At 44.7% G+C, this 25,736-nt stretch carries 27 protein-coding genes; 16 read left to right on the top strand and 11 right to left on the bottom strand.

Annotation, left to right across the window (positions count from 1 at the left end; all coding sequences use genetic code 11):
- The first annotated feature begins 6 nt into the window (after positions 1–6).
- The 4 genes from Vsou_RS11475 to Vsou_RS11490 all read left to right on the top strand — a co-directional run bounded on the left by Vsou_RS11475 (position 7) and on the right by Vsou_RS11490 (position 2,877).
- A complete protein-coding gene (locus Vsou_RS11475; protein ID WP_188603313.1) occupies positions 7–813 on the top strand; it encodes an AAA family ATPase in 807 nt (268 codons plus the stop codon).
- A 34-nt stretch (positions 814–847) separates the two neighbouring features.
- Positions 848–1,189, top strand: coding sequence for a hypothetical protein (locus tag Vsou_RS11480; RefSeq protein ID WP_054843778.1), 342 nt, complete (start codon positions 848–850; stop codon positions 1,187–1,189).
- Positions 1,176–1,682 carry a hypothetical protein gene (locus tag Vsou_RS11485; protein ID WP_188603314.1) on the top strand — a complete coding sequence of 169 codons (507 nt, stop codon included), beginning with the start codon at positions 1,176–1,178 and terminating at the stop codon, positions 1,680–1,682. Before Vsou_RS11480 ends, Vsou_RS11485 begins: the two co-directional genes overlap by 14 nt.
- Before the next feature lie 340 nt (positions 1,683–2,022).
- Positions 2,023–2,877, top strand: coding sequence for a KaiC domain-containing protein (locus Vsou_RS11490; RefSeq protein ID WP_229709814.1), 855 nt, complete (start codon positions 2,023–2,025; stop codon positions 2,875–2,877).
- Between the two features lie 118 nt (positions 2,878–2,995).
- Here Vsou_RS11490 and Vsou_RS11495 read toward each other — a convergent pair whose 3' ends face one another.
- Positions 2,996–4,189, bottom strand: a complete 1,194-nt coding sequence (locus Vsou_RS11495; protein WP_188603315.1) for an acetyl-CoA C-acetyltransferase — start codon at positions 4,187–4,189, stop codon at positions 2,996–2,998.
- 124 nt (positions 4,190–4,313) lie between these two features.
- Here Vsou_RS11495 and Vsou_RS11500 point away from each other — a divergent pair, with 124 nt between their 5' ends.
- From Vsou_RS11500 to Vsou_RS11510, 3 genes are read left to right on the top strand one after another with little or no spacing between them, the layout of a single operon-like run.
- On the top strand, positions 4,314–4,742 hold the full coding sequence (locus Vsou_RS11500) for a Fur family transcriptional regulator (protein WP_188603316.1): 429 nt from the start codon (positions 4,314–4,316) through the stop codon (positions 4,740–4,742).
- Positions 4,743–4,797: 55 nt separating this feature from the next.
- Positions 4,798–5,271, top strand: a complete 474-nt coding sequence (locus Vsou_RS11505; RefSeq protein ID WP_188603317.1) for a rubrerythrin family protein — start codon at positions 4,798–4,800, stop codon at positions 5,269–5,271.
- Positions 5,272–5,281: 10 nt separating this feature from the next.
- Positions 5,282–5,878: a DUF3501 family protein gene (locus tag Vsou_RS11510; RefSeq protein ID WP_054843782.1), complete on the top strand. Its 597-nt coding sequence runs from the start codon at positions 5,282–5,284 to the stop codon at positions 5,876–5,878.
- A gap of 51 nt (positions 5,879–5,929) precedes the next feature.
- On the opposite strand, the gene Vsou_RS11515 is transcribed toward Vsou_RS11510, so the two are convergent.
- From Vsou_RS11515 to Vsou_RS11535, 5 genes are all read right to left on the bottom strand, one after another.
- On the bottom strand, positions 5,930–7,276 hold the full coding sequence (locus Vsou_RS11515) for an MFS transporter (protein ID WP_188603388.1): 1,347 nt from the start codon (positions 7,274–7,276) through the stop codon (positions 5,930–5,932).
- A 255-nt stretch (positions 7,277–7,531) separates the two neighbouring features.
- Positions 7,532–9,400: a Glu-tRNA(Gln) amidotransferase subunit GatE gene (gatE, locus tag Vsou_RS11520; RefSeq protein WP_188603389.1), complete on the bottom strand. Its 1,869-nt coding sequence runs from the start codon at positions 9,398–9,400 to the stop codon at positions 7,532–7,534.
- A gap of 85 nt (positions 9,401–9,485) precedes the next feature.
- On the bottom strand, positions 9,486–10,772 hold the full coding sequence (locus Vsou_RS11525; RefSeq protein ID WP_188603318.1) for an MFS transporter: 1,287 nt from the start codon (positions 10,770–10,772) through the stop codon (positions 9,486–9,488).
- The gene (locus Vsou_RS11530) at positions 10,765–11,103 is read right to left on the bottom strand and encodes a hypothetical protein (protein ID WP_188603319.1); all 339 of its coding nucleotides are present in this window, start codon (positions 11,101–11,103) and stop codon (positions 10,765–10,767) included. Before Vsou_RS11530 ends, Vsou_RS11525 begins: the two co-directional genes overlap by 8 nt.
- Before the next feature lie 76 nt (positions 11,104–11,179).
- Entirely contained in the window at positions 11,180–11,386 is a 207-nt protein-coding gene (locus Vsou_RS11535; protein WP_054843785.1) for a hypothetical protein, read from the bottom strand.
- Between the two features lie 191 nt (positions 11,387–11,577).
- Between Vsou_RS11535 and Vsou_RS11540 the strand changes: the two genes are divergently transcribed.
- The 5 genes from Vsou_RS11540 to Vsou_RS11560 all read left to right on the top strand — a co-directional run bounded on the left by Vsou_RS11540 (position 11,578) and on the right by Vsou_RS11560 (position 16,860).
- Positions 11,578–13,032 (top strand): RtcB family protein, encoded by a 1,455-nt coding sequence (locus tag Vsou_RS11540; RefSeq protein ID WP_188603320.1) that lies wholly within the window; start codon positions 11,578–11,580, stop codon positions 13,030–13,032.
- Between the two features lie 211 nt (positions 13,033–13,243).
- The gene (locus tag Vsou_RS11545) at positions 13,244–13,912 is read left to right on the top strand and encodes a 30S ribosomal protein S7 (protein ID WP_188603321.1); all 669 of its coding nucleotides are present in this window, start codon (positions 13,244–13,246) and stop codon (positions 13,910–13,912) included.
- A 437-nt stretch (positions 13,913–14,349) separates the two neighbouring features.
- Positions 14,350–15,372, top strand: coding sequence for a replication factor C small subunit (locus Vsou_RS11550; RefSeq protein ID WP_229709830.1), 1,023 nt, complete (start codon positions 14,350–14,352; stop codon positions 15,370–15,372).
- A gap of 5 nt (positions 15,373–15,377) precedes the next feature.
- Entirely contained in the window at positions 15,378–16,682 is a 1,305-nt protein-coding gene (locus tag Vsou_RS11555; RefSeq protein ID WP_188603323.1) for a replication factor C large subunit, read from the top strand.
- Between the two features lie 13 nt (positions 16,683–16,695).
- Positions 16,696–16,860: a hypothetical protein gene (locus Vsou_RS11560; protein WP_229709817.1), complete on the top strand. Its 165-nt coding sequence runs from the start codon at positions 16,696–16,698 to the stop codon at positions 16,858–16,860.
- Between the two features lie 19 nt (positions 16,861–16,879).
- On the opposite strand, the gene Vsou_RS11565 is transcribed toward Vsou_RS11560, so the two are convergent.
- Together Vsou_RS11565 and Vsou_RS11570 are read right to left on the bottom strand one after the other, a co-directional pair.
- A complete protein-coding gene (locus tag Vsou_RS11565) occupies positions 16,880–17,515 on the bottom strand; it encodes a trimeric intracellular cation channel family protein (RefSeq protein WP_054843787.1) in 636 nt (211 codons plus the stop codon).
- Between the two features lie 59 nt (positions 17,516–17,574).
- Positions 17,575–18,705 carry a family 1 encapsulin nanocompartment shell protein gene (locus Vsou_RS11570; protein ID WP_188603325.1) on the bottom strand — a complete coding sequence of 377 codons (1,131 nt, stop codon included), beginning with the start codon at positions 18,703–18,705 and terminating at the stop codon, positions 17,575–17,577.
- A gap of 169 nt (positions 18,706–18,874) precedes the next feature.
- Here Vsou_RS11570 and Vsou_RS11575 point away from each other — a divergent pair, with 169 nt between their 5' ends.
- Positions 18,875–19,540 carry a sulfite oxidase-like oxidoreductase gene (locus Vsou_RS11575; protein ID WP_229709818.1) on the top strand — a complete coding sequence of 222 codons (666 nt, stop codon included), beginning with the start codon at positions 18,875–18,877 and terminating at the stop codon, positions 19,538–19,540.
- Between the two features lie 5 nt (positions 19,541–19,545).
- Complete coding sequence (locus Vsou_RS11580) at positions 19,546–20,397, top strand: ARMT1-like domain-containing protein (protein WP_188603327.1); 852 nt, start codon at positions 19,546–19,548, stop codon at positions 20,395–20,397.
- A 17-nt stretch (positions 20,398–20,414) separates the two neighbouring features.
- Here the strand turns inward: Vsou_RS11580 and Vsou_RS11585 are convergent, their stop codons facing one another.
- Positions 20,415–22,331, bottom strand: a complete 1,917-nt coding sequence (locus Vsou_RS11585; protein WP_188603328.1) for a hypothetical protein — start codon at positions 22,329–22,331, stop codon at positions 20,415–20,417.
- A 15-nt stretch (positions 22,332–22,346) separates the two neighbouring features.
- On the opposite strand from Vsou_RS11585, the gene Vsou_RS11590 reads away from it, so the two are divergent.
- Positions 22,347–22,496, top strand: coding sequence for a hypothetical protein (locus Vsou_RS11590; RefSeq protein WP_188603329.1), 150 nt, complete (start codon positions 22,347–22,349; stop codon positions 22,494–22,496).
- A 177-nt stretch (positions 22,497–22,673) separates the two neighbouring features.
- Here Vsou_RS11590 and queC read toward each other — a convergent pair whose 3' ends face one another.
- Together queC and Vsou_RS11600 are read right to left on the bottom strand one after the other, a co-directional pair.
- Positions 22,674–24,161 (bottom strand): 7-cyano-7-deazaguanine synthase QueC, encoded by a 1,488-nt coding sequence (gene queC / locus Vsou_RS11595; RefSeq protein WP_188603330.1) that lies wholly within the window; start codon positions 24,159–24,161, stop codon positions 22,674–22,676.
- Positions 24,162–24,194: 33 nt separating this feature from the next.
- Positions 24,195–24,857 (bottom strand): 7-carboxy-7-deazaguanine synthase QueE, encoded by a 663-nt coding sequence (locus Vsou_RS11600; protein ID WP_188603331.1) that lies wholly within the window; start codon positions 24,855–24,857, stop codon positions 24,195–24,197.
- Positions 24,858–24,864: 7 nt separating this feature from the next.
- On the opposite strand from Vsou_RS11600, the gene Vsou_RS11605 reads away from it, so the two are divergent.
- Complete coding sequence (locus Vsou_RS11605) at positions 24,865–25,734, top strand: ketopantoate reductase family protein (RefSeq protein ID WP_188603390.1); 870 nt, start codon at positions 24,865–24,867, stop codon at positions 25,732–25,734.
- The last annotated feature ends 2 nt before the right edge of the window (positions 25,735–25,736 follow it).

Below are 25,736 nucleotides of genomic sequence, written 5' to 3' on the forward strand. Positions count from 1 at the left end.
TTAACAATGCTTAAACCCAGGTTTGTCGTAATTTCATTCTTTAGTGGACTAAAGGGTGGAACAGGAAAGAGCACTCTAGCGAGTAATACTGCCATAGCTCTATCGCAGACTCTGAGGAGTAATGTATTGCTTATAGACCTCGGGCTAGACTCCACGGCAACATCCAGTAGAATTCTAGGTATAAACCCTGATAAGCAGGGCGTGGTGGATTACATAAATGGCGCCGTGGATAACGTAGACCAGTTAATCTCGAGATCACAAGTAATCCCAAGCATTTATGTAATACCACCCGGTACACTTAGAACATGGCAGCTCAACATGGACCCAGAGACTACACAGGCTAGGTTTAATAATCTTATAAGCTCCTCTGTGGTGAAGACAATATCTCAGGTCGTTATTATTGACCTACCGGCGCACATGGACCAGGTAATAACCGTAAATTCTCTCCTTCTCTCGTCAATAATCAATGTGGTCTTGGACTACGCCACGTACAGCGACTCGGTGGCCGAGGAGATCGACAATTACTACATACAGCCTATGATTGGGAAGGGCTTTAGAAAGATCATCAATGTCATCCTAAACAAGGCAATACCTGGTTTAGACGTTATGGATCAAAAAATTAGGGGTTTCATTCATAACGGTGAGTTTTTCGTGTTGCCGATGAGTCCCATAGTTCATTATTTAACGTCAACAATGAAACCACTGGTGATTTACGTTCCTAAGGGTTCCCTTGCAGATTTCAGGATACCCTTCGATAAATATGTAGATACCTTAACCAAGCAGATAAAGACGATGCTTACGGGAACTTATTAATAACCCTTTTAAGCAATTATTCACTTGTGAATTAATGAGTAATCCTGTGGATCTCTTCTTAAGTACGGCTAAGAAGGATAGGACCGAGGGGCAGGGAGGTGCTCGTGAACAGGTCATGGCACAACCACAGCAAGCATCCGCATCTATAACTGGGCATAATGTACTAAGGACTTTACTTGATGAGGTTAAGAAGTTAACGAAGATAGAAAAGGCAATATTGGCGCAGGAAATGTTTGGGACTGATGATGTTTTTAGGCAGGTTACAGTTGATGATTGGGTGAAGCTACTTGAGGAGCGCGTGGGTAGTGAGTATGCAACGGCGTTTAAGACGTGGGTAACAATCATAAGTTGTGGTGGATCGAATGAACATAGATAGACAGGAATTGAAGGATCTAAAAAAGATAGACAGGAAAGTGAAGGCTGATGAGGTAAGGAAGGTAAAACTCAAGGCAAGACCCATTAATGTGAAGATCGTTACGCTGGGTAAGGAGGAGCAGAAACTAATAAGGAAATGGAGTTCCTGGTGTGCAGCCCCATTCAGGGAATTCTGTACCTCGGTCCTTACCAGACTCCTTACCTACTTTACATCAAAATCGGTTGATGACCTACTAAACGAAATAGTAAGGAAAGGTCTCAGTATTGAGGTATCCCTGATCCTGCTTAGCCAATATGACTTAATGAACAATAACGATACTTCAATTAAGGATTACTTAAACACTGGAAAGACAGACATCAATCTTCTCATAAGCATTCTATCAAAAAATGGTGTAAATATCAATCCAGAGGAGCTTAAGCGGATCATTGAATTAAATAAGGGCAAGGCGAAGAAGAGCATGTTCAGTCTAATTCCCGGTTTCCTTAAACGCTAATTCCCTTATCCTTGTTAGTAAAGGGTATCGTACTAAGCTCCAGCGCAAGGTACTGACTTATTTAATGGTAAATAAGAACTGTTTTGCGGGGCATGAGGAATAAACTGACGGCTCCCCGCCCTAAAGGGCGAGGCTTCCTAACCCTTTGTGATCCTAGTCCTATGAATTATCCTGACTAAATTATGCAATAATTTGATTGTGTATAATAAGTTTATGTGGTAAAATTTTAATTTAATATAATTAAAATAACATATATAGATAATTTATTGATTAGATATCTTTAACCAGGTAGTATTTAAAGAAAACCTTTAATTAAGTGAAACTAACTTAGATAAATACCATGCTTATCCCTAGGGTTAGGACCTACGTACCTGGTTTAGATGAGGTGCTTTATGGTGGTATTCCAGACAGGAGCGTAATCCTTATCTCTGGCGGGCCAGGCACTGGAAAATCAATATTTGGTAAGCAATTCCTCTACAATGGACTTGCTAGGGGTGAGGGTGGTGTTTTTGTGACCCTTGAGGAACATCCCGTTACTGTTAGGAGAAGTTTTAGACACTTTAATTGGGACATAGCAAAGTTTGAGAAGGAGGGTAGGTTCTTAATTGTGGATGCATTCACGGCAGGTATTGGTTCGACTTCACAGAGAGAGAAGTACGTGGTTAAGGATGTGGATAATGTCCATGAACTCGTTGATGTGCTCAGGCAAGCAATTAAGGATGTCAACGCCAAGAGGGTAACAATAGACTCAGTTAGTACGTTATATTTAACAAAGCCGTCCATTGCTAGATCAACGATTATGCTCCTCAAAAGAGTTATTGCGGGTCTAGGTACAACCGCTCTATTCATAAGCCAGGTGCCAGTTGGTGAGCGTAGTTTTGGCGGGCCAGGTGTTGAACATGCGGTTGATGGCATTATCAGAATGGATCTCGATGAAGTGGATGGTAAGCTGTACAGGTCAATAATTGTTTGGAAGATGAGGGATACTAAGATATCCATGGTTAGGCACCCAATGGATATCACGGACAATGGAGTAATCGTTTACTGGGATAGGTATCTCAAGCTAACTGCCGCATCAGTATCAATACAGCCGTTACCCAAGGAGATGGTTGATGAAATGAGGAGGGCAGTCGAGGAAACTGAGAATGCAACCAGGGAGACTAAAGCAACGGCTCAAGAGGCTGAGGAGGAATGATGTTGCTAACAAATTAATATTTTTAAATATATAATATGAGTCATCATGAGTCTAGTTCATTCAAGGCTTCATTAAACAAGGATCATTTTAAGGTTAATCTTCATTTTTGTATTTTTATTCATGCCCTCTGAAGAATTATTGCATAGCCCTGTCCACCGCCAACACATGCAGTTGCAAGTCCATACTCCTTACCAGTTAATTGTAATTGCCTTGCCACTGTGCCAGTAAGCCTTGCACCTGTTGCACCCAGTGGGTGTCCAATGGCTATTGCGCCTCCCCTTGGATTAACCCTATTTTTCTCTATACCCAACTCCTTAATTGCGTTTAATGTAACTACGGCAAATGCCTCGTTTATTTCCCAAATATCTATATCCTCGACCTTAAGTCCTGCCTTGGCTAATGCCTTCTTTGATGCTGGTACTGGGCCTTCGCCCATTATTGATGGATCAACAGCGGCCCAACCAAGGGATACAACCTTTGCCAGTGGTTTTAGACCAAGTTCCTTAACCGTTCTGCCGGACATTAGGACGACTAACGATGCGCCTGAGTTTAGGGGGGCTGAGTTACCAGCCGTTATTACGCCACCGGGTTTAAAGGCAGGTGGTAACTTAGCCAGTGCATCCATTGATGTATTGGGCCTAACGCTTAGGTCTTTGTCGACTACGGTCTTCTGCCCATCCTTAACAACCTCTATCGGAAGTATCTCGTCCTTGAAGTAACCCTCCTCGTATGCCTTACTGGCCAATATGTGGCTCCTGTAGGACCACTCATCCATTTCCTCCCTGCTTATCTTCTTGAGAGCTGCCAACTTCTCTGCTGTTAATCCCATTACGTATCCAGTGGCCATATCGTACATAGCATACTCGGGATTCGTGGCTAGATCAAGGTGTGGAACTACGTAAGGATTATTATACATTGGTACTCTAGACATGTGCTCGTAACCGCCGGCAAACACTATGTCTGATTGACCTGTCCATATTTCCATTGTTCCAATACCTATTGCATCAAAGGATGAGGCGCATTGCATGTCCACGGCCATTGCAGGTATAGTAACTGGGAACTTCGCCAGGAACACGGGTATTCTACCGCCCATGCTCCAGTTATCACCGCCCTGAAGTGCATTACCAACTATTACATGGTCTATTTGTTCGGGTTTTATGCCAATGTCCTGGACTGCCTTTACGAGTAATTTAGATATCAATGTTGGACCACTTATTTCATAGAAGACATCGAATTTCGGATCTTCCCTCTTAACTCTGGAGAATGCTGTCCTCTTGAAGTAAACTATGTATGCTTCCCTATCCTCATTCATTCCAATCGAGCCTAGGTATTCTAGGCGTAATTAATATTGCTTATTCACATATAAACTATATAGTATTCAGTTGAGGTATGGTTCTAGAAAGATTTTATTATCCAGAAGTAATTATTATCTCGAAATGAATGGAGCAGACGAAATAGTAAGCCTTCTAAGGAGTAAGGGGCTTAAGGTAACGCCGCAGAGAATTGCCATACTTAGACTATTAAGGGGTGGTGGGCACTTTAATATTGACCAAGTGCTTAATGAATTAAGAAAGACGGAGCCGAACATTAGTATATCTACTGTGTACAATGCATTAAACACCTTCGTGAAGTTGGGTATACTAAGATCCTTTGAGGCTGATGGAAAGACTTGGTATGAAATGCGTAAGGAGCCGCACATCAATGTTATCTGTGAGAACACGGGGCAAATAATTGATGTTAATGTCGATATATCCACAATAGAGAAGAGGTTAAGTAGTATGGGTATAATTATTGAGGATCTCATAATTGTTGTTCACGGTAATTGCGTAAACCGCCCTTCTTTGGGTGGTGATCTTCCGAAGTAAGTTCTAACCCGAAATATTTATAAATTAGAGCATAAAAACATTACTCAGACCAGGCATGGATTCAAAAAAGATTCCAAAGGGTACGAAAACCTATGAAAACTTGAAGATCGCCTTTCAGGGTGAATCAATGGCAAATAGGAGGTACCTATATTATGCGAGGATGGCTAAGCAGTTAGGGCTTAATGACATAGCTGAGGTCTTTGAAAAGACTGCAAACGCGGAGACTGGGCATGCCTTTGGGCATCTAATGTTCCTTGGTGTTGATCCTGTTGCCGAGATTGAAATAAATACGATGGAGGACGCACTGAGGGCTTCAATATATGGGGAGACCTACGAGTGGACACAGATGTACCCAGGCTTTGCCAAGGTGGCTAGGGAGGAGGGCTTCCTGGAGGTTGCCGAGTGGCTTGAGGCGGTGGCTAAGGTAGAGAGACTCCATGCAAATAGATTCAACGAGGCACTTGAGAAGTACTATAAGAGTAAGGGGGTTAAAACGGAGGTCGAGGACGAAACACTGGGTAGGTTATAAGGCGTTAACCATGGAAAGTGACCTGCTTAAAATCATAAACCGTGTATACCCACCGTCACAGTACTCAGGTATTAGGGAGAGGGTTTACGAATTAATAAGTAATTACAAGGCTAATAGGTATGTTAAAGTGGATGACAGAGTAACTGTATTATTTGAGGATGCAGCGACGGTATGGTTCCAAATAGAGGAAGCTGTGTATCTAGAGGGAGTTGACGATGATGCCGTGCTTAAGGAAGCAATAAGGACCTATAGCCCTATGGTACCGAGGAAGGACGAGGTATCATTAACGGTATTTGTTCATGTATTTAATTACGATGAGATGAGGAACCTATTGCCTAAATACAATGGTATTGAGAACAGCGTGAACCTAGTAATTAATGATCATGCAATACCCGCCAAACCAATATACCCAGAGGATTACGGTCCAGACGCATTGCCCAGGAGTATTCACTACCTAAAGATCAGTGAACCTGGCCTTGATTTGGCACTAAAACAGGCAACTGCAGTGGCAATCTCGGTGATGCATCCAATGGTAAATAAGACAGTAAAATTAACCGACAGGGCATTGGAATCGCTTAAATATTTAATCAAGGATATACAATGGTAATTAATTAAAATATTTACAAATTACTTTAATTAAATAAAAATAATAATTGGATCACCTTGATAATTTTTCGACCACTATTTGGGATGCCCGGGGGCCCAGTATTGTGACATCGAGAAACGTAATTATGGCAAGTATTAGTACTATGGTGTACATGGCCGTAGCGCCATACGTGGTTAATACTATTGGTAATAATGTCAACCATACGTAATTACCCAACCTACTTAGGCCATATTGAATTCCGTCTGCAAAGGCCCTAATCCTAGTTGGGTATAACTCAGCTGCATACTGATGGAATGCATTCGAGAATATATTAGCCAATAATGCAAATAGGAATCCAGTGCTTACGGCCTCTGCTGGGGTTAATGAAAAACCGAAGGCTAATCCAACAAAACCCATGACCAACATTATGATCGCCGTCTGCCACTTCCTATCGAACTTGACGCTGTCTATTATGAACATGGATATTAATGAAGAAATGAAGTAACCGGTGTATATGAGTAACGAGTATTGAAGCGTCTTCACCAGGGTTATGCCTTTAACAAATAATACTGACGGAGCTAATGACGCAAAGCCATAGTAAACGCCTGTCTGCAGGAACTCAAAAATCCAGAGCATTATTGTTCTTCTCCTATACTCACCCTTGAATAGATCGCCTATCGGTACTCTTTGTACCGTAGTAACCTCAACAGGAATTGGTTGTGGTAACTCACCCTTCTCTCTCCTAGCTACCTCCTCAAATATACTCACTATCCTATCGGCCTCCTCATACTTACCCCTACTCTCTAACCACCTTGGTGACTCAGGTATTAAGAACCTCCATGGGATTATTAAGACAATACCGATACCTGCGATTATGTATAACCACTGCCAACCATAGAGAAGATACCTATGCGGTAATAAGGCATAGGCAAGGGCAGCAACGACTATTGGCGCTACCCAGGCAGCCGTATAAGCCCTAGCCAATGCCCTACCCCTAATTCTGGCTGGGAAGAATTCCGTAGTCAATACGTCAACCACGAGTATTGACTCAGGACCAACGCCAAGACCTGTTATGAACCTTATCAAACCATATAAGTATATGTTTGGCATGAATGGCGTTATTAAGAAACCAATACCCGCTATGACCATGTTAATTATTAAGGCCGTCCTCCTACCCATGGAATCACCAATGTACGTAAACAATATGCACCCAACGAAGGCGCCTAGGTAAAATATGGCCACGGTATAGTACAAGGAGGTGGTGAGGGGTACATGGAAGTACGAAGCCAGGGGAACTGCGACAAAACCACCAACAAACCAATCATAAAGCTCAAAGAACTCACCAAGAGTTAAGAGCGCAAGTAGTTTTGTGTGCATTGAAGTCCAGGGCAACCTCTCTAAACGACTAGCTATTGAAATTCTGGAGTTCATGGTGGAATGAATCTATATAAAATATTTTTATGTTTTATCACTTAGTTCATATAAAGTATATCTCAACGATGAATGCAAATAAAATACCTAGAATGGAAATAGAGAAATAAAGAAAATAAGTATTATAGTCATAGATTTATTAAGTTATTAATTTGTGAAAATGCATAAGGTTATAAATAGTTTATGAATACTTATCAATTATACATGATATATAAATATAAGATTTCATATAATATAGAGAATTTATCTACTATTTCTTAAGTATTCATTAATTGCAGCCATTATGTCATTTGGGTCAGCCCTACCCCTCAGTTCTTTCATTAACGCATTCATGAGCTTATTCCTATCATTTATGCCGAGTTTAGGTGCTTTCTCCATTACGTACCTCCTAACTTCCTCAGGACTCATTCTCCTCAACCCCAGTTTATTGATTATGTCGTTGATGGGTTTGTTGGGTTCCTTACTCCATGCTGCTATTACGTCGGGTATTGCCTCCTTGGTTATTACGCCCTGGGAATACTCATTAAATATTGCCTTAAGGTGGTCCTCAGTTATCACGGATACATCAACGCCATCCCTTTGGAGTGACTTCATGGTGTTCACCACCGTGTTTGCTATTAACGTAGCTGGAACCTTACCCTGTAACTCACCTATTAGGTAATCAATCAAGTCATAGAATGGGGACTTTATAACCTGCATCGCCAGTTCCCTACTCATGCCATAACCCACATACCTACTCACCCTGGACTCAATCGGTTCTGGTATTAGTGCCCTAGCCCTGGCCAGTGCTTCCTTGGTAATCCTTATGGGCCTAAGGTCAGTCTCTGGATACATCCTAGCGGCACCGGGTCTAGGTCTCATGAACCTCGTCGTACCGTCTGGATTAGCCGCCCTAGTCTCCTCAGGAACGCCATGCAGTGTCTCCCTAATCCTGCCAACAATTACATCCACGGCATCCACCAAGTCCCTATTCGACGTACCCGCAAGGAGTATGAATGAGTCAACACCAAGCCTCGAGGATACCTTGGAAACCTCCTCAGCGGTTATTCCATAGCCAGGCAATTCATCACTATGTATTAGACCGGATAGGCTAGTCCAAACCCTAACCCTATCCGCCAACTCCGTGCCAAACCTCCTATTTGGCTGAACCTCCTTACCCAATATGCCCTTTAGGCCTGGCGTCTTTATGGCTATCACCCTACCGCCATTATCGAGGACCTTCCTGATTAGGTTGGATTTAGTGGATGAGAATATGTCAGTGACATCAACGAAATCCTTAACAAGCCAGTCCTCCCTCACGCCTCTCTTGATTAATTCATCACGGATAGCCAATAGATTCAATTGGCGCTGAACCTCGTACTCAATGACCTTGGGTATCAGGCTGAGGTCTGGAACACCCTTAATCTCCGTCTTAGCACCACCCTCAATGGATACATTCACGTCCTGCCTAACCGTGCCAAGACCCCTCTTGGCCTTACCTGTCATCTTAATACTATGCCCAATGTAGTAGGCCACCTCCATAACCTCCTGGGGACTGTACGTGAGTATTCCCGTGGATATCTCGATAAGTGGTATACCGAGCCTATCAAGCCTATAAACAACCGTGTCACCCCTCTCCTCAATCTTCCTAGCCGCATCCTCCTCAAGGGCTATCGTCTGTATGGGCACCTTATAATCAAAGAATTTAGCGAGACCATCATGTGCAATGAGCATGGTCCTCTGGAAGCCCGAGGTGTTTGAGCCATCTATGACCGTCTTCCTCATTACGTAAACCTCATCAAATATCTTGGCATTGAACATCATGGCAACGGCAAGGGCAACCTCAAGCGACTCAGGGTCTGGGTCATGCGGCGGCTCCTCATCAAGCTCCACGAGGCATGTGGTGTCGTAATAACCCTCATAAACGAAGGTCTTACGCTTCCTAAACTCCCAAATAGCTGCCGGATCAACCTCACCAAGCTCACTCATGCTAGGCCTCAACCTCCTAATAACCCTGAAGTGAGGCTCGTCATTCCTAACAATGGGTGGACAATTACAGAATAACTTCCTACCCGTATTCAATTGAACGTGTATCTCCAAGCCGACCTTAAGCCCAACAGCCCTATAATCAATCGGCATAATGCTCATGACTAACCTCCATACCTATTTAATTACTTAACGCTGTTGCAACGCCGTAATTACTTTAAAGTGTTCGTTCTTACCCCTTCTTATCCTTCTCTTCCTCGAGGCTTACCTTGCCGTAAGCCATATTAAATATGAGGGATGTTATCATGCCTGTTGCCATGGCGATTACCATAGCTTTTGGCGCACCAGTGACTGAGCCTATGAAGGCCCAAATAACGGCGCTCGCTATCTGCGATGCTGTGAATAATACCCATGCAGATGAGTAAACGATCCTGAATTCACCACGTGGAACCACGGAAATAAGGGTGCTCCCCACCACCGTGAAGAACGCATTAATGAATATGTTGTAGATGAGGTTTACCATGAATAGCAGTGGTACGGCAATAATCATGCTCCTAATGAGCATGGGTATTATACCAAAGCCTAAACCGACGATTAACGCAGCGGTTAGGATTGTGTAATCAACCCTCAACTTACCGACCCTAAACCTAGGCGTGAGCATGGAGCCAATAATTGCACCGGTATAACCAAATACACTATCAATACCTGCAAGTAGAGCTACATTGTAGTATAGGGATAATATGCTGTAGCTCAGTATGTCAAGAGATATTATCAATAGGTAGATGACTGTTACCGTTAGGATTATAGCCCTGAAACCGGTATTCTCCTTAAACGACTCCCCAAACCTAACAAAGCCCTGCTTAATGACTTGTACGTTGGCTCCAGCAGTGGCTCTACCGTGATACCCCATGAGAGTTAATGGGGCTAGGGCAATTATGGAGAGTAGGGCTGAGGATAGGATCAAGTATTTAGTGATGTGGATGCTTAGGAATAGTAGGTAGCCTGAAACCACTGTTGAAAATACCGAAATTATCGACCTCAATGTGTTGTTTAATGACGTATACAGTGTTATTTTCTCATTATCATTACCTAGTAAATCCTTAATCAGCGCACTCCTTACAGTCCCCATCGTTGTATATAGGCTCATGCCAATGACAATAACTATAAGCACTAACACAAGGCTCAGGGCATTAATCCCCATTACAGTTAATACGAGGAAGGCAATTAGGTAAAGCATGGCTATTAAGGCATTACTAATCACCAACGCCTTCCTCTCACGACCAAATATGTCGATTACCATGCCACTAAATAATCGCGCCATTGACGATAATGCGTAAAGCACGTAGACCAGAGCAACGCCAAAGACACTCATGGTATCAAAACCCAAGATTGTCAACGCAAACTGTGTAACATTATAAACAATGTTATTAATTATGTTGGAGTAAATAAGTAAAGAGACATCCCTGATGTTTAGGATACTTCGGTACCTACTGAATAGGCCGTTTAATGGTTTAGTCATAGCCCTCCTTACTAAATGCTGGGCATGCCGCTATTCTTAAATTATTATTTATGATACCCCTAGCCCACCATAACAGCTTATCCTCATCAATCGTTAGCGTCATATCGCCATTTAACTTGCCGATCCTATTAATGTCCTCGTAGAACCTAACCGTACACTTACTCAGTGTTCCATCGGGCATTATTACGAATGAGTTTAACCACGACACATAGCATATGTACGGTGATGGTAACTCGAAGAACTTCAACCCAAGCGACCTTGCGTACCCCTTAACCTCCTCAACAACACCATCACTGACTGGATAAACCCTATCATCATTTGGACTACCCAACCTTGATATGGACCTTATGTGAAAGGAGAACCTCTCATCACCCCTTAGTGCATCGGCGAATTTCCTAAGTAGGGACTTAACGCTCTACGTTCTTAATATTATCCCTATGAAGATGAACCCTAATGACCATCCTGAAGTCTATGTCTGAGTTATGCGCATTAATTACATTGTTCCATATCGTGTCAAAGGTAGGCAATCCCTTTATCCTAACCCTTACCCTATCGTGGAAGTCCCTATTACCATCAAACGTGACTTGGTAATGCCTAACTCTTAGTATAACCAACTCCCTCAGCTTACCAATTGTTAGTGAGTAACCATTGGTCGCGGCCTCACCGTCAATTACTAAATTTGGAATTAACCTTACCCATCAAGCCAGGTCTAAACCTTTCATAACCATAAACACACCTAAAATTACAAGCCCACTGGATATAGAGTGAAGTTTTATTAACCCATTGATGAATTAATGGCTTAATCATGGTTCCACCGTTAAAGAAAATAAGCGATTATGTATGGGAGATACCGAAGGGGTATAAGCCATGCATGAAGGTACCTGCTAGGATATTTGCTGATGAGACCTTGCTTGAGAAAATGAAGACAGACATGACGTTGGAGCAAGCAGCTAACGTCGCGTGCCTGCCAGGTATTTACAAGTACAGCATTGCACTGCCAGATGCACACCAGGGCTATGGATTCCCAGTGGGTGGCGTGGCGGCTATGGACATGGAACAAGGTGTGGTAAGTCCAGGAGGAATTGGTTATGATATTAACTGTGGCGTAAGACTCCTTAGGACAAATCTAACGGAAAAAGACGTTAGGCCTAAGTTAAGGGAGCTCGTGGACACCATATTCAAGTTAGTCCCCGCTGGTGTCGGTGAGACCGGGTTGCTTAAGCTATCCTTTGGTGACTTGGATAAGGTGCTTGATGAGGGTGTTGATTGGGCGTTGAGTAAGGGTTATGGTTGGGGTGATGATAAGAACTTCATTGAGGAGTTTGGGCATTACGAGGGTGCGGACTCGAGTAAGGTTAGTCAGAGAGCTAAGGAGAGGGGTAAGGATGAGCTTGGTACGACCGGTAGTGGCAACCACTTTATTGAGATCCAGGTCATTAATAAGATATTTGATACGGACCTGGCCAAGAGACTTGGTATTGAGCGGGAGGGTCAGGTGATGGTCCTAATACACACTGGTAGTAGGGGTCTTGGTCACCAGGTCGCCACTGACTACATAAGGGTTGCCGAGAATAAGATGAGGCAGTGGAACCTAATTCTGCCGGATAGGGAGCTAGCGGCAATGCCTCTCACCACTAAGGAGGCCCAGGACTACTTAGCCGCTATGAAGGCCGCAGCCAACTATGCATGGACGAATAGGCAAATAATAACGCATTGGGTTAGGGAAGCCTTCAGGAGGGTCTTTGGTAAGGACCCTGATAAGTTGGGTCTAGAGATAGTCTATGATGTGGCTCACAATATTGCTAAGATTGAGGATCACGTAGTCGATGATGAGGGCCACGTTAGGAAGGTGCTTGTGCATAGGAAGGGAGCCACCAGGTCATTCCCAGCGAGCAGGCCAGAAATACCGCCTAAGTATAGGGACATTGGGCAGCCTGTCTTGATACCCGGTAGCATGGGTACCGCCTCGTATGTATTAATTGGGCTACCTACGTCATTCCAAGTGACCTTTGGCACGGCGCCTCACGGAGCGGGCAGAACACTGAGTAGGTCTGCCGCGGTTAGGATGCTGCCGCCAAATAAGGTCAGGAGTTCTCTAGAAGGTAGGGGAATAATTGTTAGGTCTGCCGAGAGCGAAATAATATCTGAGGAGGCCCCTGAGGCGTACAAGAACGTTGATAAGGTGGCGGAGGTTGCCGAGGCCACGGGCATGGCTAAGAGGGTTTCAAGGCATGTACCAATTGGTGTCGTTAAGGGTTAAAAGTGGTACAGAATGTCATTCTTCGCCTTAATTAAATCTCGCGTTATCGTGATTTCGTGGTAAATAATCATTTTAATTACGGAGATAACCCTCTTATTGCCATGGATTAGTGCTGTGATATTCGCGGATAAGTATTGGATTGGTTGTGGTGGCTGTATTGTAGTGTCGTGTGGCAAATCTTTAAAAAGGTGCTCGTTTCCTTACCGATGTAATGAGCGATCGAGGAATTACACTATCCAAGGAAACAGTTACTTACCAAGTTGGTGGAGTAACGATAATTGAGGAGTGCCCAAGGGACCTGAAGACACTGGATGGCGAGCCCATTAAGTTATTCGGTAAGTGGACCTTCGATAATGTGGTTATTAAGGACCCAGGTCTCAGGAGGTACCTATGCATTAAGCCCACGTACTTACCCCACACAGGCGGTAGGTATCAGAAGAGGAAGTTTGGTAAGGCCAAAATACCGGCCATTGAGAGATTAATAAATCAATTAATGCACCCTGGTAAAAATGCCGGTAAGAAGCACAAGGCCTATAACATAGTCAAGAGGGCCTTTGATATAATACACCTAAAGACAGGGCAAAACCCAGTACAGGTTTATGTGGATGCTTTGGTTAATGCGGCTCCAAGGGAGGAGATCACCAGGGTGGTGTATGGTGGTATAGCCTACCCAGTATCTGTAGATGTTTCACCAACGAGGAGACTTGACATAGCCATAACATGGATCACCGAGGGTGCCAGGCAGTGTTCCTACAATAATCCAAAGCCCATTGAGGAGTGCCTTGCTGAGGAATTAATCGCCGCGGCACAGAATGACCAGAAGTCATTCGCAATTAGAAGGAGGGACGAAACGGAGAGAGTTGCAGCAAGCGCAAGGTGAGGATGAGGCCGTTGGATGAATAATTGGTTGGCGATTTTTCTACATCACTACTTATCACTTATCTTGGCGGTCCTTGTAATTATCCATTCGTTTGTTCCGGTCGCCATAGGAGCGCCATTAGTCATGCACACATTAGATAAATTATCTCAATAAATTGCGTGATCAAGGGCTAACGAAGTCATGAAACTCCTAAACCTTGGAAATGAATAATTATCTTTTAATTCTGATTGGAATGAATACAAATATATTTAATTTTAGCAAATTATTAATTGGCAGATTTTCTTTGGTTCTGCAGCACGAAGGGAAACCCCTTGGCGACCCCCTCTATTTATGGCTAATGCCCTAGATACTCTATTCCGATCCTATAACAATATTTCCTCTAAATTAATCCTAGGAATACTTATTTAGCCGGGACTCAATAATTAATCGCAATGTCAATCGCAGAATTGATATGGGTTGAGAAGTATAGGCCTTCTAGGATTGATGACATTATTGACCAAGAGGAGGTTAAGGATAGAGTAAGGCAATTCCTTAAGGCAGGTAATATGCCTCACATGCTCTTCTACGGTCCTCCTGGTACTGGTAAGACCACCATGGCCCTTGCCATAGCCCATGAGCTTTATGGTGATGCTTGGCGTGAGAACGTCCTGGAGCTGAATGCAAGCGACGAAAGAGGAATAACCACGATTAGGGAGAGGGTTAAGGAGTTCGCAAGGACGGCACCGATGGGTAAGGCACCGTATAAATTGATTATTCTTGATGAGGCTGATAACATGACCTCCGACGCCCAACAAGCCCTTAGGAGGATGATGGAGATGTATGCTAACATTACTAGGTTCATACTAATAGCTAATTACGTATCTAGAATAATTGACCCAATACAGTCTCGTTGTGCTATGTTTAGGTTTTCTCCATTGCCTAGGGATGCGGTGCTTGGTAGGCTTAGGGATATTGCCTCAAGGGAGGGCGTTAAGGTAACCGACGAAGCCCTAGAGGCCATCTGGGACATAAGCCAAGGAGACATGAGAAGAGCAATAAACACACTACAGGCGGCTGCAGCCACGTCTAGGGAAATAACACCTGAGGTCATTTATAAGACGGTGGGTTACATAGAGCCTAAGGACATTGTTGACCTAGTTAATACCGCGTTCAGCGGTGACTTCATTAAGGCGCGTGAGAAGTTAAGGGCGTTGATGTATGAGCACGGTGTATCTGGTACGGAAATACTAAGGGCCATACAGAGGCAAATATTGAGTGGCGCCATTAATGTGCCTGAGGAAGCTAAGGTGGAGGTTGCGGAGATTGCGGCTGACATTGATTATAGGCTTACCGAGGGCTCTGATGAGGAGATTCAACTCTCCGCATTCTTGGCAAGATTAATGCTGGTTGGTAAGAAGTATGGGTTAGGAGCCGGTAAGGAGGCCAGTAAGGAAACCAAGGCACCCAGTAAGAGGAGGTGACCCTGTTGTCAAGGAGGATTACTTGGATTGAAAAGTACCGCCCAAGAAGGCTTTCTGATGTCGTTAACCAGGAGGAAGCCAAGAGGGCATTACTTGACTGGATAAATAGTTGGGAAAAGGGTAAACCAAGTAAGAAGGCCGTGATGCTCGTGGGCCCACCCGGCACCGGTAAGACAACACTGGCCTACGCATTAGCCAATGAAAAAGGTTACGAGGTCCTCGAGCTAAATGCCAGTGACATTAGAACCGGTGATAGAATTAGGCAGGTAATTGGCGGTTCAATGAAGATGGGTTCACTATTTGGCTTTAGGGGTAGGATAATACTGTTTGATGAGGTTGATGGACTTAATGTTAGGGAGGATAGGGGAGGCTTGGCGGCTATTGTGGAGTTGATTAGGGAATCCACGTGGCCCATTATAATGACCGCGAACAATCCATGGGATCCCAAGTTCAGGGAGTTAAGGGATGAGGCTGCAGTCATTCAACTAAAGCCCTTGGGCGAAGACGATATCTTAACGATACTAAGGAGGATTTGCAATAGTGAGGATATTAAGTGCGAGGAAGATGCGTTGAAGTTGATTGCTGTTGCCTCTGGTGGTGATGTGAGGGCGGCAATAAATGATCTACAGGCCGCGGCCGAGGGTAAGAAGGTCTTGACCAGGGATGACGTTACTGTGACTGAGAGGGCTCATCAATTCGACATGTTTAAGGTACTGGATAGGGTTTTCCATGCGAGGAGGTTTGACGAGGCCAGGTCAGTAACATTCCTACCTAGCTTTGACTGGGAAAGCTATTATCCCTGGGCTCTGGATAACATACCGTCAGTATATGCAAAGTCAATGGATGCAATTAGCAGTGCACTCGACAACCTATCCCTATCTGACGTAGTTAAGGGCAGGATAGCTAGGACGCAGGAGTGGGAGTTAATGCCCTATATGCTTGAGTTAATGACGGCGGGAGTGGCGCTGGTTCATAACAAGCCTCCACTGGCTAGGTTCGTTAGGTTGGCATTCCCAGAGAGGATTAGGTTGATGGCGAAGACGAAGGAGATTAGGCAATTAAGGGATACGCTGATAAACAGGCTTAGGATTGAACTTCATGCAAGTAGCTCCGAGGTTACGCTTTACTACGTGCCACTGCTCAGACTAATGGCATCCAGTGACGCCTTTAAAAAGAAATTACTTGAGCGCCTAATGAGGGTGATGGGTTATTCCCTAGAGAGTGTGGAGAAGGCTTTGGGTATTGGGGTGAGCACCGGTGGTGAGGGTGGCGGGGCTGAACGTGAGTCGACGAAAAGAACCAGGAGGTAATTACGTGGCAGTAATGGACAGGGAAACGTATGAAAGATTAAAATCCACCATAAGCAAACTGGGGCTTGATGTGGAGGTTACGGGTAACATTGCTATTGTTAAGGATAAATCATGGAACCACATGAGGAGACTTATGAATACTGCCCGTGAATTGGGAATAAATGTGAATGAGGATTAGCTCGAACCATGGGTCTTTTTTATTGTGTTTGTGACGTTATGCGTATTGATATATAGGTTTTATCGAGACCCCTCATTATTATTACGAACCTAATAACAATGACAATTATTGCAGTTGCCAGTACGGCAGTTTCACTGCCCATTAGTGACCTAAAGACCACGTATATAATACCACCCATCATGGCTACCGTGGCGTAAATATCCCGTTTAAAGATCACGGGTACTTCACCGGCAAGTACGTCCCTAATAACGCCACCACCCGCCGCCGTCACTGCAGCCATTAGAATTACACCGAGTATATTGAGACCATGTTCAACAGCAACCTCAGCGCCCACAGCCGAGAAAGTACCTAATCCAATTGCATCTGCATACATGAGGGCATTCCTAAACCTAGAAATGCATGGGTAAAACACGTATGCAGCCAATGATGCCACTATCGCGATTATTGGATAGGGTAAGTAAACAATGTTGGTTGGTGGGAACACACCAATGAGTACGTCCCTAATTATACCACCAGCAAGGGCAACAGAGGAGCCAAGGACAATGCCACCCAGTATATCCAGTTTTTTCTCATAGGCCTTGAAGGCGCCTGATGCCGCGAACGCCACTATCCCAATATAGTTAAATATATTTATTAATAGGTTTATGAAACCCACGAAAGACAAAGCACGTACTAAGTATTTAATTCTAACTATCTATGTAAAACGCATCCCAACTAGGCACTCTGCTTAAGAATAATCACGCCCCTAGGATCCTTAATCCTAACTGCCAGCGTCTCCCATAGTACGAAGCCGTGAGTCCCATCCTCAGGGCCTAGGTATACCAATGCCGTGTCCGCACCCACGGCTATATCAATGACTGAATGATGGGCAGATAGTAACAGTGCAGTGTCGTCCCTTAACTGGGGAATAATGACTATGTCCTTAACCAGAGACTTAACCCTTGTTAACTCCATGACGCCTGTCCTCTCAACAACCATTAAAAGCTTCGTATATCTGCCAGGACTTACGAATAAGACATGTGGTTCGGGTATGTAATTACCATATAACGTATTAACGGCGTTCGACACCTCAGTAACCGCTGAGCCAGGTGTATCCCATGATGAGATGCCCATGGTTTTAACCTTGGGATTACCCAGAATATCATTAAGTATTGTTGAATCCTCCTCATAACTAAGCCTAATCGTTGCCTGATCAGCAATTACCGAGTAAACTCTCTCGCCCCTAGCCCTAGTATACTCAATCTGTCTCTGTGATATTGAGAACTTCACGCTTAATTCCTTAAGTGGTATCACGGACCTCGTAGCAGTTACTGGAGGACCAGTAACAGCCTCATCGAGCGGTACGGCATCAAGCCCAGGACCAGCCTCGTAAACGGTTAAGTGCTTCCTAAACCTCCTCACTCCATTAGCTGCTTCCTTAACCCTATCCTGTATGTACCTAAGTTCTTCAGGGCTTAAATTCGATGATGAAACCACGTCAAGTGGAGGATCAGTAGCATTATTGGTCGAGCTTAACCCCCTCTGATCATTATTAGGGTCATTTGCTGATACCTTAATGCCAGTCAATTCACTAACCTCTGTTGAACCAGACTTTAACTGCTCGGTTTGCTCTGGATCATAGGACTTAAGTAATGTGAGAAACTCACCGAAGTGTGTCTTCTCCTCTTTTGCGATATCCTCAAAGACTCTCCTAACTTTTTCGTCGTCAATCAACCTAGATAATTGCAGGTATAGGTTTATGGCGTCAAGCTCTGCTATAATTGCAAGCCTAAGTGAGTCGGCAACCTCGCCTTGCGAGAACTTTCTATCTCTAATAACATCCACCGGATTTTTAGAAAGCACCATAGATTTAAAGTTCTTATAATATATTTAAGCATTATTACAATATTCGCCAATCTATAATTGTGAATTGTAATATGTATCACAGTATAAGGGTTAACATATGTTATGTTCAATGTTAATTTTAATGGACTTCAAACACAAATTATTAAAGACGATTCGATTCAGCAAGATTGTGAGTAATGTAAATGATGAAGTCTTTAGGTTGGCATTAAACAGGCCATGCAATAAATTAACCTATAAACGCGAATTGCCTCCAAACCAGAGGGTCATTCCTCGCTTCATAATTTATGACGTTCATGATCCTCCAAAAGACATTGATCTACTTAGCTATAGGCTTAGGGTGATGGGTCTCGTCGAGAATAAGGTTGAGATTGCATACGTGGATCTACTCACGAAAGTGCCCTGCATAGACCTAGTTACTGATTTCCATTGTGTTACGGGCTGGAGTATTCAAAATGTGGCATGGAGAGGAGTACCCACTAGATACGTAATGGATATGGCAAAACCCAGAGACAATTACGTAATGGCCGTGGGCATCGACGGATACACAACAAACCTACCATTGAGTGCCTTGCTTGAGGAAACAACAATAATAGCCTATGCAATGAACGGGAAAATACTGCCAAGAGAAAATGGCTTTCCACTGAGGCTAGTTGTACCATCGCGCTATGGCTGGAAAAGCGCCAAGTACCTTAGTGAGTTAATAATCATGGACAGTAATGAGCCTGGTTACTGGGAATCCCTTGGCTATCATGATAATGGTGATCCATGGCTTGAGGAGAGATTTAATGAGGGTGGTCCAGTGACGATGAGGAGGAGGGTTAGGGTGGTGAGGTGATTGTAATGCGTGATCCATGGTACATAAGCATCAGTGACTGCCTGCTTTGCGTCCTTGAGTCTAGGTTTGGTGAGTTGAGGAGGTTGGGTATTAACGACGCTAGATCCTTCACTGACTTGGGTAGGGTAGTGATGAACCTGGCACCTTTGGGTAGGGCAACTGTGTTTATTGAATCGTTTAATCACATGACAAGGTCCCTTAATATTGTGGAACCGCATGGTTATGAGAAGTTAATGCTTGAGAAAACGGCAAGGGAATTAATAAATAGGTTAAGCCTTAGTGATGATATTATTGATTACGTGAGGCTCGCGACATCGGCAAACTCCGTTGATATACCAATGAGGGGTTACGACTTTAACATTGATGATTTCATGAGGAGTATACTTGAGGAGCCCACTTGGTTGGGCACAGACCCTACGGACCTAAGGAATAGACTTACCCATGCTAGAAATATTGCATACCTGGTTGATAATGCCGGTGAGTTTCAATTTGACCTACTTCTCACCAAGAAATTAACCTCGATGGGTATTAAGGTTATAGTGTACGTAAAGAGTAAGCCGTATGAAGTTGACGTCACGCATGATTACGTTGCCAATAAGGCAGGAAGCACCAATGCAGAGACCAGGGCATTACCAAGTAATTACTCGGCATTTTGGTATGACGAGGTGGTCAGGGAGTTGATGGGCTATGATCTCGTTATTTCCAAGGGGCTTGATAACCTGGAGACATTCATGGAAAGGAGACCTAGACTCAGTAATGTTCTCTTCCTATTTAGGGCCAAGTGCCCATTGATAGCTAGGGTGTTTAATGTTGAGAGGAATAGGCCCGTGGTGATGATGAATTTAAGGGATAATTGAAGGGTACCTGCTGTATTTCACCAGCCGTAATTAACCATATTGTTCAGGTTCATGGTAATTATGTAAAACGTAACATTACCACCGTTCCCTAGGTATAATTCACCATTAATTACGGCTGGTGAATATGGCGATAGGAGTTGCCCAGTGCAACTGGCCGTAATGCCCTGAGGCGCGGAGATACTGCCGAAAACGCCTATGTTCTCCATTCCAATGAACTCGTAGTTTGCCGTGATGAGACTCGCCTCAATACTACCATGAGCATTACCACCTATGGTAATTATACTTGAGAATTTGCAGGATAATCCTCCAATACCGAGCCCAGTTATGTATATTGCGGTTTGGGTTGGGTTGACTACATTAATTATTAGTCTGGAGGTTCCATTGTCGTAAATCAGCATTTTACCGGTTACTACAGGAAGTGTTGTATTCCAAGCCGAGGTTGGTACGTGGATACGTGGTGGTCCAATATTTATGCCGAGACACCCAGCCACCATCGATTGCGATGAATTAAGTAAGCTGTTCAGGTACTCATTTATTAAGTACTGTGCCTCAATTGGCGTAATTGTGCCATTAAGCGCTTCCCTCAGGATAGACGTTATGTTACTCATTACACTATTATTAAGTTTAACATAACATAGGGTTGGGGTTACGCCACTAATGCCATATTGCCTGACTAGGTTACTGATTGTGGAATTCACGTAGTATAGGTAACCCCTGGTTATGTTCATTACCTGGCCTGCGTACTGCAGGTTATACATGTAATCATGTAGCCTTAACCTGCATTGCTCTAATGTCTGCTTAATGAGCGTTATATTACCGCTATTAAACGCATTTAATAGCTCATACCTGCACTGATTGTATGCATTAAGTACATATGGCGTTAGGTTCGTCAATCCTTCACTATTTAGTTCATTACTTGCGTTTATGAAGCCTGCAATCAGTGCATGGGTGGTGTTTGATGCATTGATTAGGGCATTAGTCTGGGCTAGGCATGAGGAGTATTCGTTAAGTAATTCACTGGTATTTACGTAAGTCTCGCCAGTCGACGAGTTAGTTAACGAGTTTAACAGTTCCCTTAATTGAAGGTAGCACTGCGCCAGTTGCTGCGGTTTGGGTAATGTGGTGTTTAGTTCCATGGATAACTGCCTTAAGGAGGCAAATGCGCTGGCGTTAAGCTGCTCAAGTCTTGGGGTCACAATGTATATAATTACGGTGCCTCTCTCCTTTACTGGCAGTAGTAATGATGCCATGGTCAGCTCAGCCCTTAAGATTGCTAATTCCTTGGCCGTGGCGTTTGAATAAATACTAGCATTACTTAGGTTATTACTTACACTGGTTAGTATGTATATCGCAGTGCTTAAGCCGGTTAGTGTTCCAGGCGTTGCATTTGCGCCCAGCAGTGTCCTTGCGTTACTCAGGGCTGTCAAAACCACGTTCATTATAATTGGCGTGCCATTTATTACAGGGGAGGAGAGAGTCTTGATCACGAAATTAGCTATTGTTTCGTTATTAGCCAGGTTATTGATAACCGTCGAGTTCACACTGGTGGCCATTTCATGGAGATTATTTAACACCGATTGGGTCACATTGTAGTTAACGCCAGCCATTAACCCAGTCGCTAGTTTTATGGCTGAATTAAGCGTGGCAATGGCATCAACGTAATCACCCTCCGAGGCATAGGCCTCGGCTTTATTAATCAATTCAACAACAGTCGTTGAGTTAATACCAGAGGCATTCAGAGCAGTGACCCAGTGCTCGGCAATAAGTAGGTGCACATTATACGAAGTAATCAAACCACTGGAACCAACAGAGATGCTTGAGGACGCGTTGTTAGTAGTTACAGTCTGTGTTGCCATACCCTGAGCATGTAGGTTTGCTCCAAGGGCTAAGGCAATTATTACCGCACCAATCAGTAGTAATGTTGGTAGACGCATCACATTATGAGTTGAGTGGGTGTATTTAAGGAAGCCGTGGTGAAAAGACCGTGGAAGGCCAGGGAGTACCGTGAAAAGTTAAAGTATATAATGGGCACAGTTAGGGCGCCAGCCACTGTCAAGGTCTCGAGTAGCGCAAGACAGTTGGACAGCATTAAGCCCTAAGCTTGGCAGTGTCATTGCTACCGTCCAGGAAAACAGTATGATACCCACGGTATTTCACCCAGAACTAACAATAACGAAGAACCATAAACCCTTGCTCGAATTAACACAAGGTAAACGATGAATCCTTAATAATTTCAATAGGTCTTCCAAAATTAAGTCTAAAATCAACACCATGCATTATCGACTTATCTTTTTAGGAGCCTCGTACAGCCTTGTACCCCTCCAAAATTCCTCCTCGGCCTCACTTGGTAGGTCATACTCCACGGGATCTCTAACGCCATTAATCTTAAACGCCCACCTCCTCATATAGCAGGGTCCGCATCTGCCGCAGTGTTTCTCGCCATTGTCATAGCAACTCCAGGTCAGGTGAAGCGGTGCACCAGTCTCGAGACCCAGCCTAACGATTTCATGCTTAACCAAGTGCCCCACGGGCATTATCAACTCCACATGCTTATTAGGCCCAACTGCGTACGGCATCACTTTATTGAGCAATCTAATGAACTCCATCTCATTGTCTGGATAGGCACCAGCCTCCTCCAAGTTAATTCCAGTGGCTATGTAGTCAAAACCGTAAGCCTCAGCAATGGCTGTTGCCAGAGCTATGAAGACGAAGTTCCTAGCCGGAACCCACTCATGCGCAAACTCCGCCCCTTCCCTACCTCTGTCAATCCTATTGATCTCACCATCACCAAGGAGTGGCGAGTGCCTAACTACCCTGAAGAAGTCCATGTTTATCTCGAGCAATGGAACACCGAGAAACTCCACAATCCTCCTGACAGCCCTATCCTCCTGAGTCTCAGCCCTATGCCCATAATTAAAGTGTAGCAGTGTCACATCGTAACCCTGCCTAAGTAGGTACGTGGCCGCTGTGGTTGAGTCAAGCCCACCGCTTGCTATTACGAGAACCCTCCTCCTACCCTGCTCCTCCCTCCTCAGCGATACCGTGGACCAGGTACCGTCAACCCCAACCTCCATGGCCGTGTACGGCTCCACACGCCTTATGGCCGGCGTGTCCCAAATGGGCCTGCCTTGATCATCAATTAAGTAATCATCTAGGCTCGCGAAGAATAGGGCCTTCAGGTCACTGTACCAGGCCATGTACAGCGGTTTAAAGTTTGTGACGAACCATACCCTGCCGGGCCTGTGGGTATCCATTATCGCCAGCGCGTAACTACCAATGACGTGGTTAATCAACGCATCCCTAAGCCCATTCAGCGATCCATCCCAAAGCCTCTCAAGTAGGGGTGGGAGTATTGCCGTATCTATCCTGGATCTACGGGTCAGGTTAAACTTGGTCTCCAAGTCCTTATCGTTCGCTATCGTGCCGTTGTGGGCCACCACCACGTGCTCGCCAATCATCGGCTGTATGTCATCCTCCGTCTTAGCCCTCACGTACTCCGTCGTTGGCTCAGCCCTATTGTTGAATATTACAGCCACCGTATTCTCATTGATGATGCTGGGCATCCTACTCACCGCAATGCTTGGTCTATCCCTGCTCTTGAACACGTTCAACTCGCCGTTTTTGTCCAGGGCAACGATGCCGAAGCTGTCACGGCCCCTCTCCTCGCCCTTAACAATGATCATCCTCAGAACCTCCTCAATCCTCTTGGCCCTATCCCTATCTAACCTATCGCCAAAGATCAGTACCCCACCAATTGTGCACATCCTGACCTGGGCCGTGCATGAGTATTTAAGCTTTCACTTGAACCCCATTAAAATATGGAGTCTCGGTGTGTAATTAACGCCGAGCTTCACGGCCATGGGCTTGGTAACGCCCTCATCCTTTGCAATGCACTCCTCACGTGTCGTGCACTGACTCATTAAGTAGACCCTATCACGTGGTATGCTGAATTTATTAATGAACCAAAGAACCTCATTAACATCCCCAGGCTTATCAACAACAAATTTAAAGATGGCCTTGCCACTCATCACGAAATCCCTAATGGCCAACTCATTAACCCTAAGCCTTACTGAAACGCCCGAGTTGGATAGCTTGGGCGATACGTTGAACTCATCGACGTAGTTAACGAGCTCGCCGGGCCTAAGTGTGCCATTCGTCTCAACCTCCACGAAGAATCCCTGGGCCTTCATGAAACGCAATAATTGGAGTAACTCACGGGACCAGAGCAGCGGCTCACCGCCAGTCACCGCCAAGTGCCTTACGCCGCCGGCGGTCTTCATTAGGGCTTCATACACGTCATGAACGCTCATTTCAGTTCCGCCAAACCATGAATACTTAGTGTCACACCACGAACACCTTAGGTTGCAAAGGGCCAGCCTTAGAAAGACGGCCTCCCTACCCGCGTTGGGTCCCTCACCCTGCCAAGACTTGAATATCTCAATAACCCTCACGGATTTCATGCGTATAATGCTTATTTTAAGGATTAATCAGGGATTAATGGTGTTTGGGATAATTGGACTTGGCGGTGTGGGTATTCTCCTCGCCCACTTCCTCAATAATGCTGGTTACGTGCCGTATGTCGTGACGAGGACTCACTATGGTCGTTACATTATCAGATTTGGTGAAGAGCATGAGGTCAGGGTGAAGCTCGTTGATAAATTACCCAGTGGTGTTAAGTATACTTTAATTGCCGTTAAGGCCTATGACACGGAGTCCATAATTGATAAGGTGGTTAATACTCCCGTGGCATTTCAGAACGGCATTGGCAACGTTGAATTAATCCGGGAGAGGCTCGGTATTGGTTATGGCGCTGTCATTACGTACGGCATTACGAGGAGTGGCGGTGTGGCTGAGGTTAGGGGCGTTGGTGAGGTGATACTGCCGAGCTCCGTGGGTGAGGTTGCCGATGTCCTAAAGGCCGGGGGTGCCAATGTTAGGGTGGTTGATGATATTGAGCCCTACAGGTGGTTAAAGGTTATTATTAACGCGGCCATAAACCCAATAACCGCGATACTGAGGGCTAGGAATGGCGTGATTCTTGAGGATCCTAATGCTAGGGCGTTGGTGGGGGCGGTGGTTATGGAGGGTGTTGATGTGGTTAATAGGCTGGGCATTGGGTTGCCCAGTGATCCATTGGCCGAGACTTTAAGGGTTGCTGAGGCCACTAGGGATAATCAATCATCAATGTTGCAGGACGTACTTAATCGTCGTAGGACCGAGGTCGATTACGTAAATGGAGCCATAGTGACTAGGGGTAGGGAGGTTGGCGTGAGTACTCCCGTTAATTACGTGCTTTGGTTGCTGGTTAAATCGCTGGAGGTAAGTACTTATAAGTAGGA

The organism is Vulcanisaeta souniana JCM 11219 (genome assembly GCF_026000775.1).
Lineage (GTDB): Archaea > Thermoproteota > Thermoprotei > Thermoproteales > Thermocladiaceae > Vulcanisaeta > Vulcanisaeta souniana.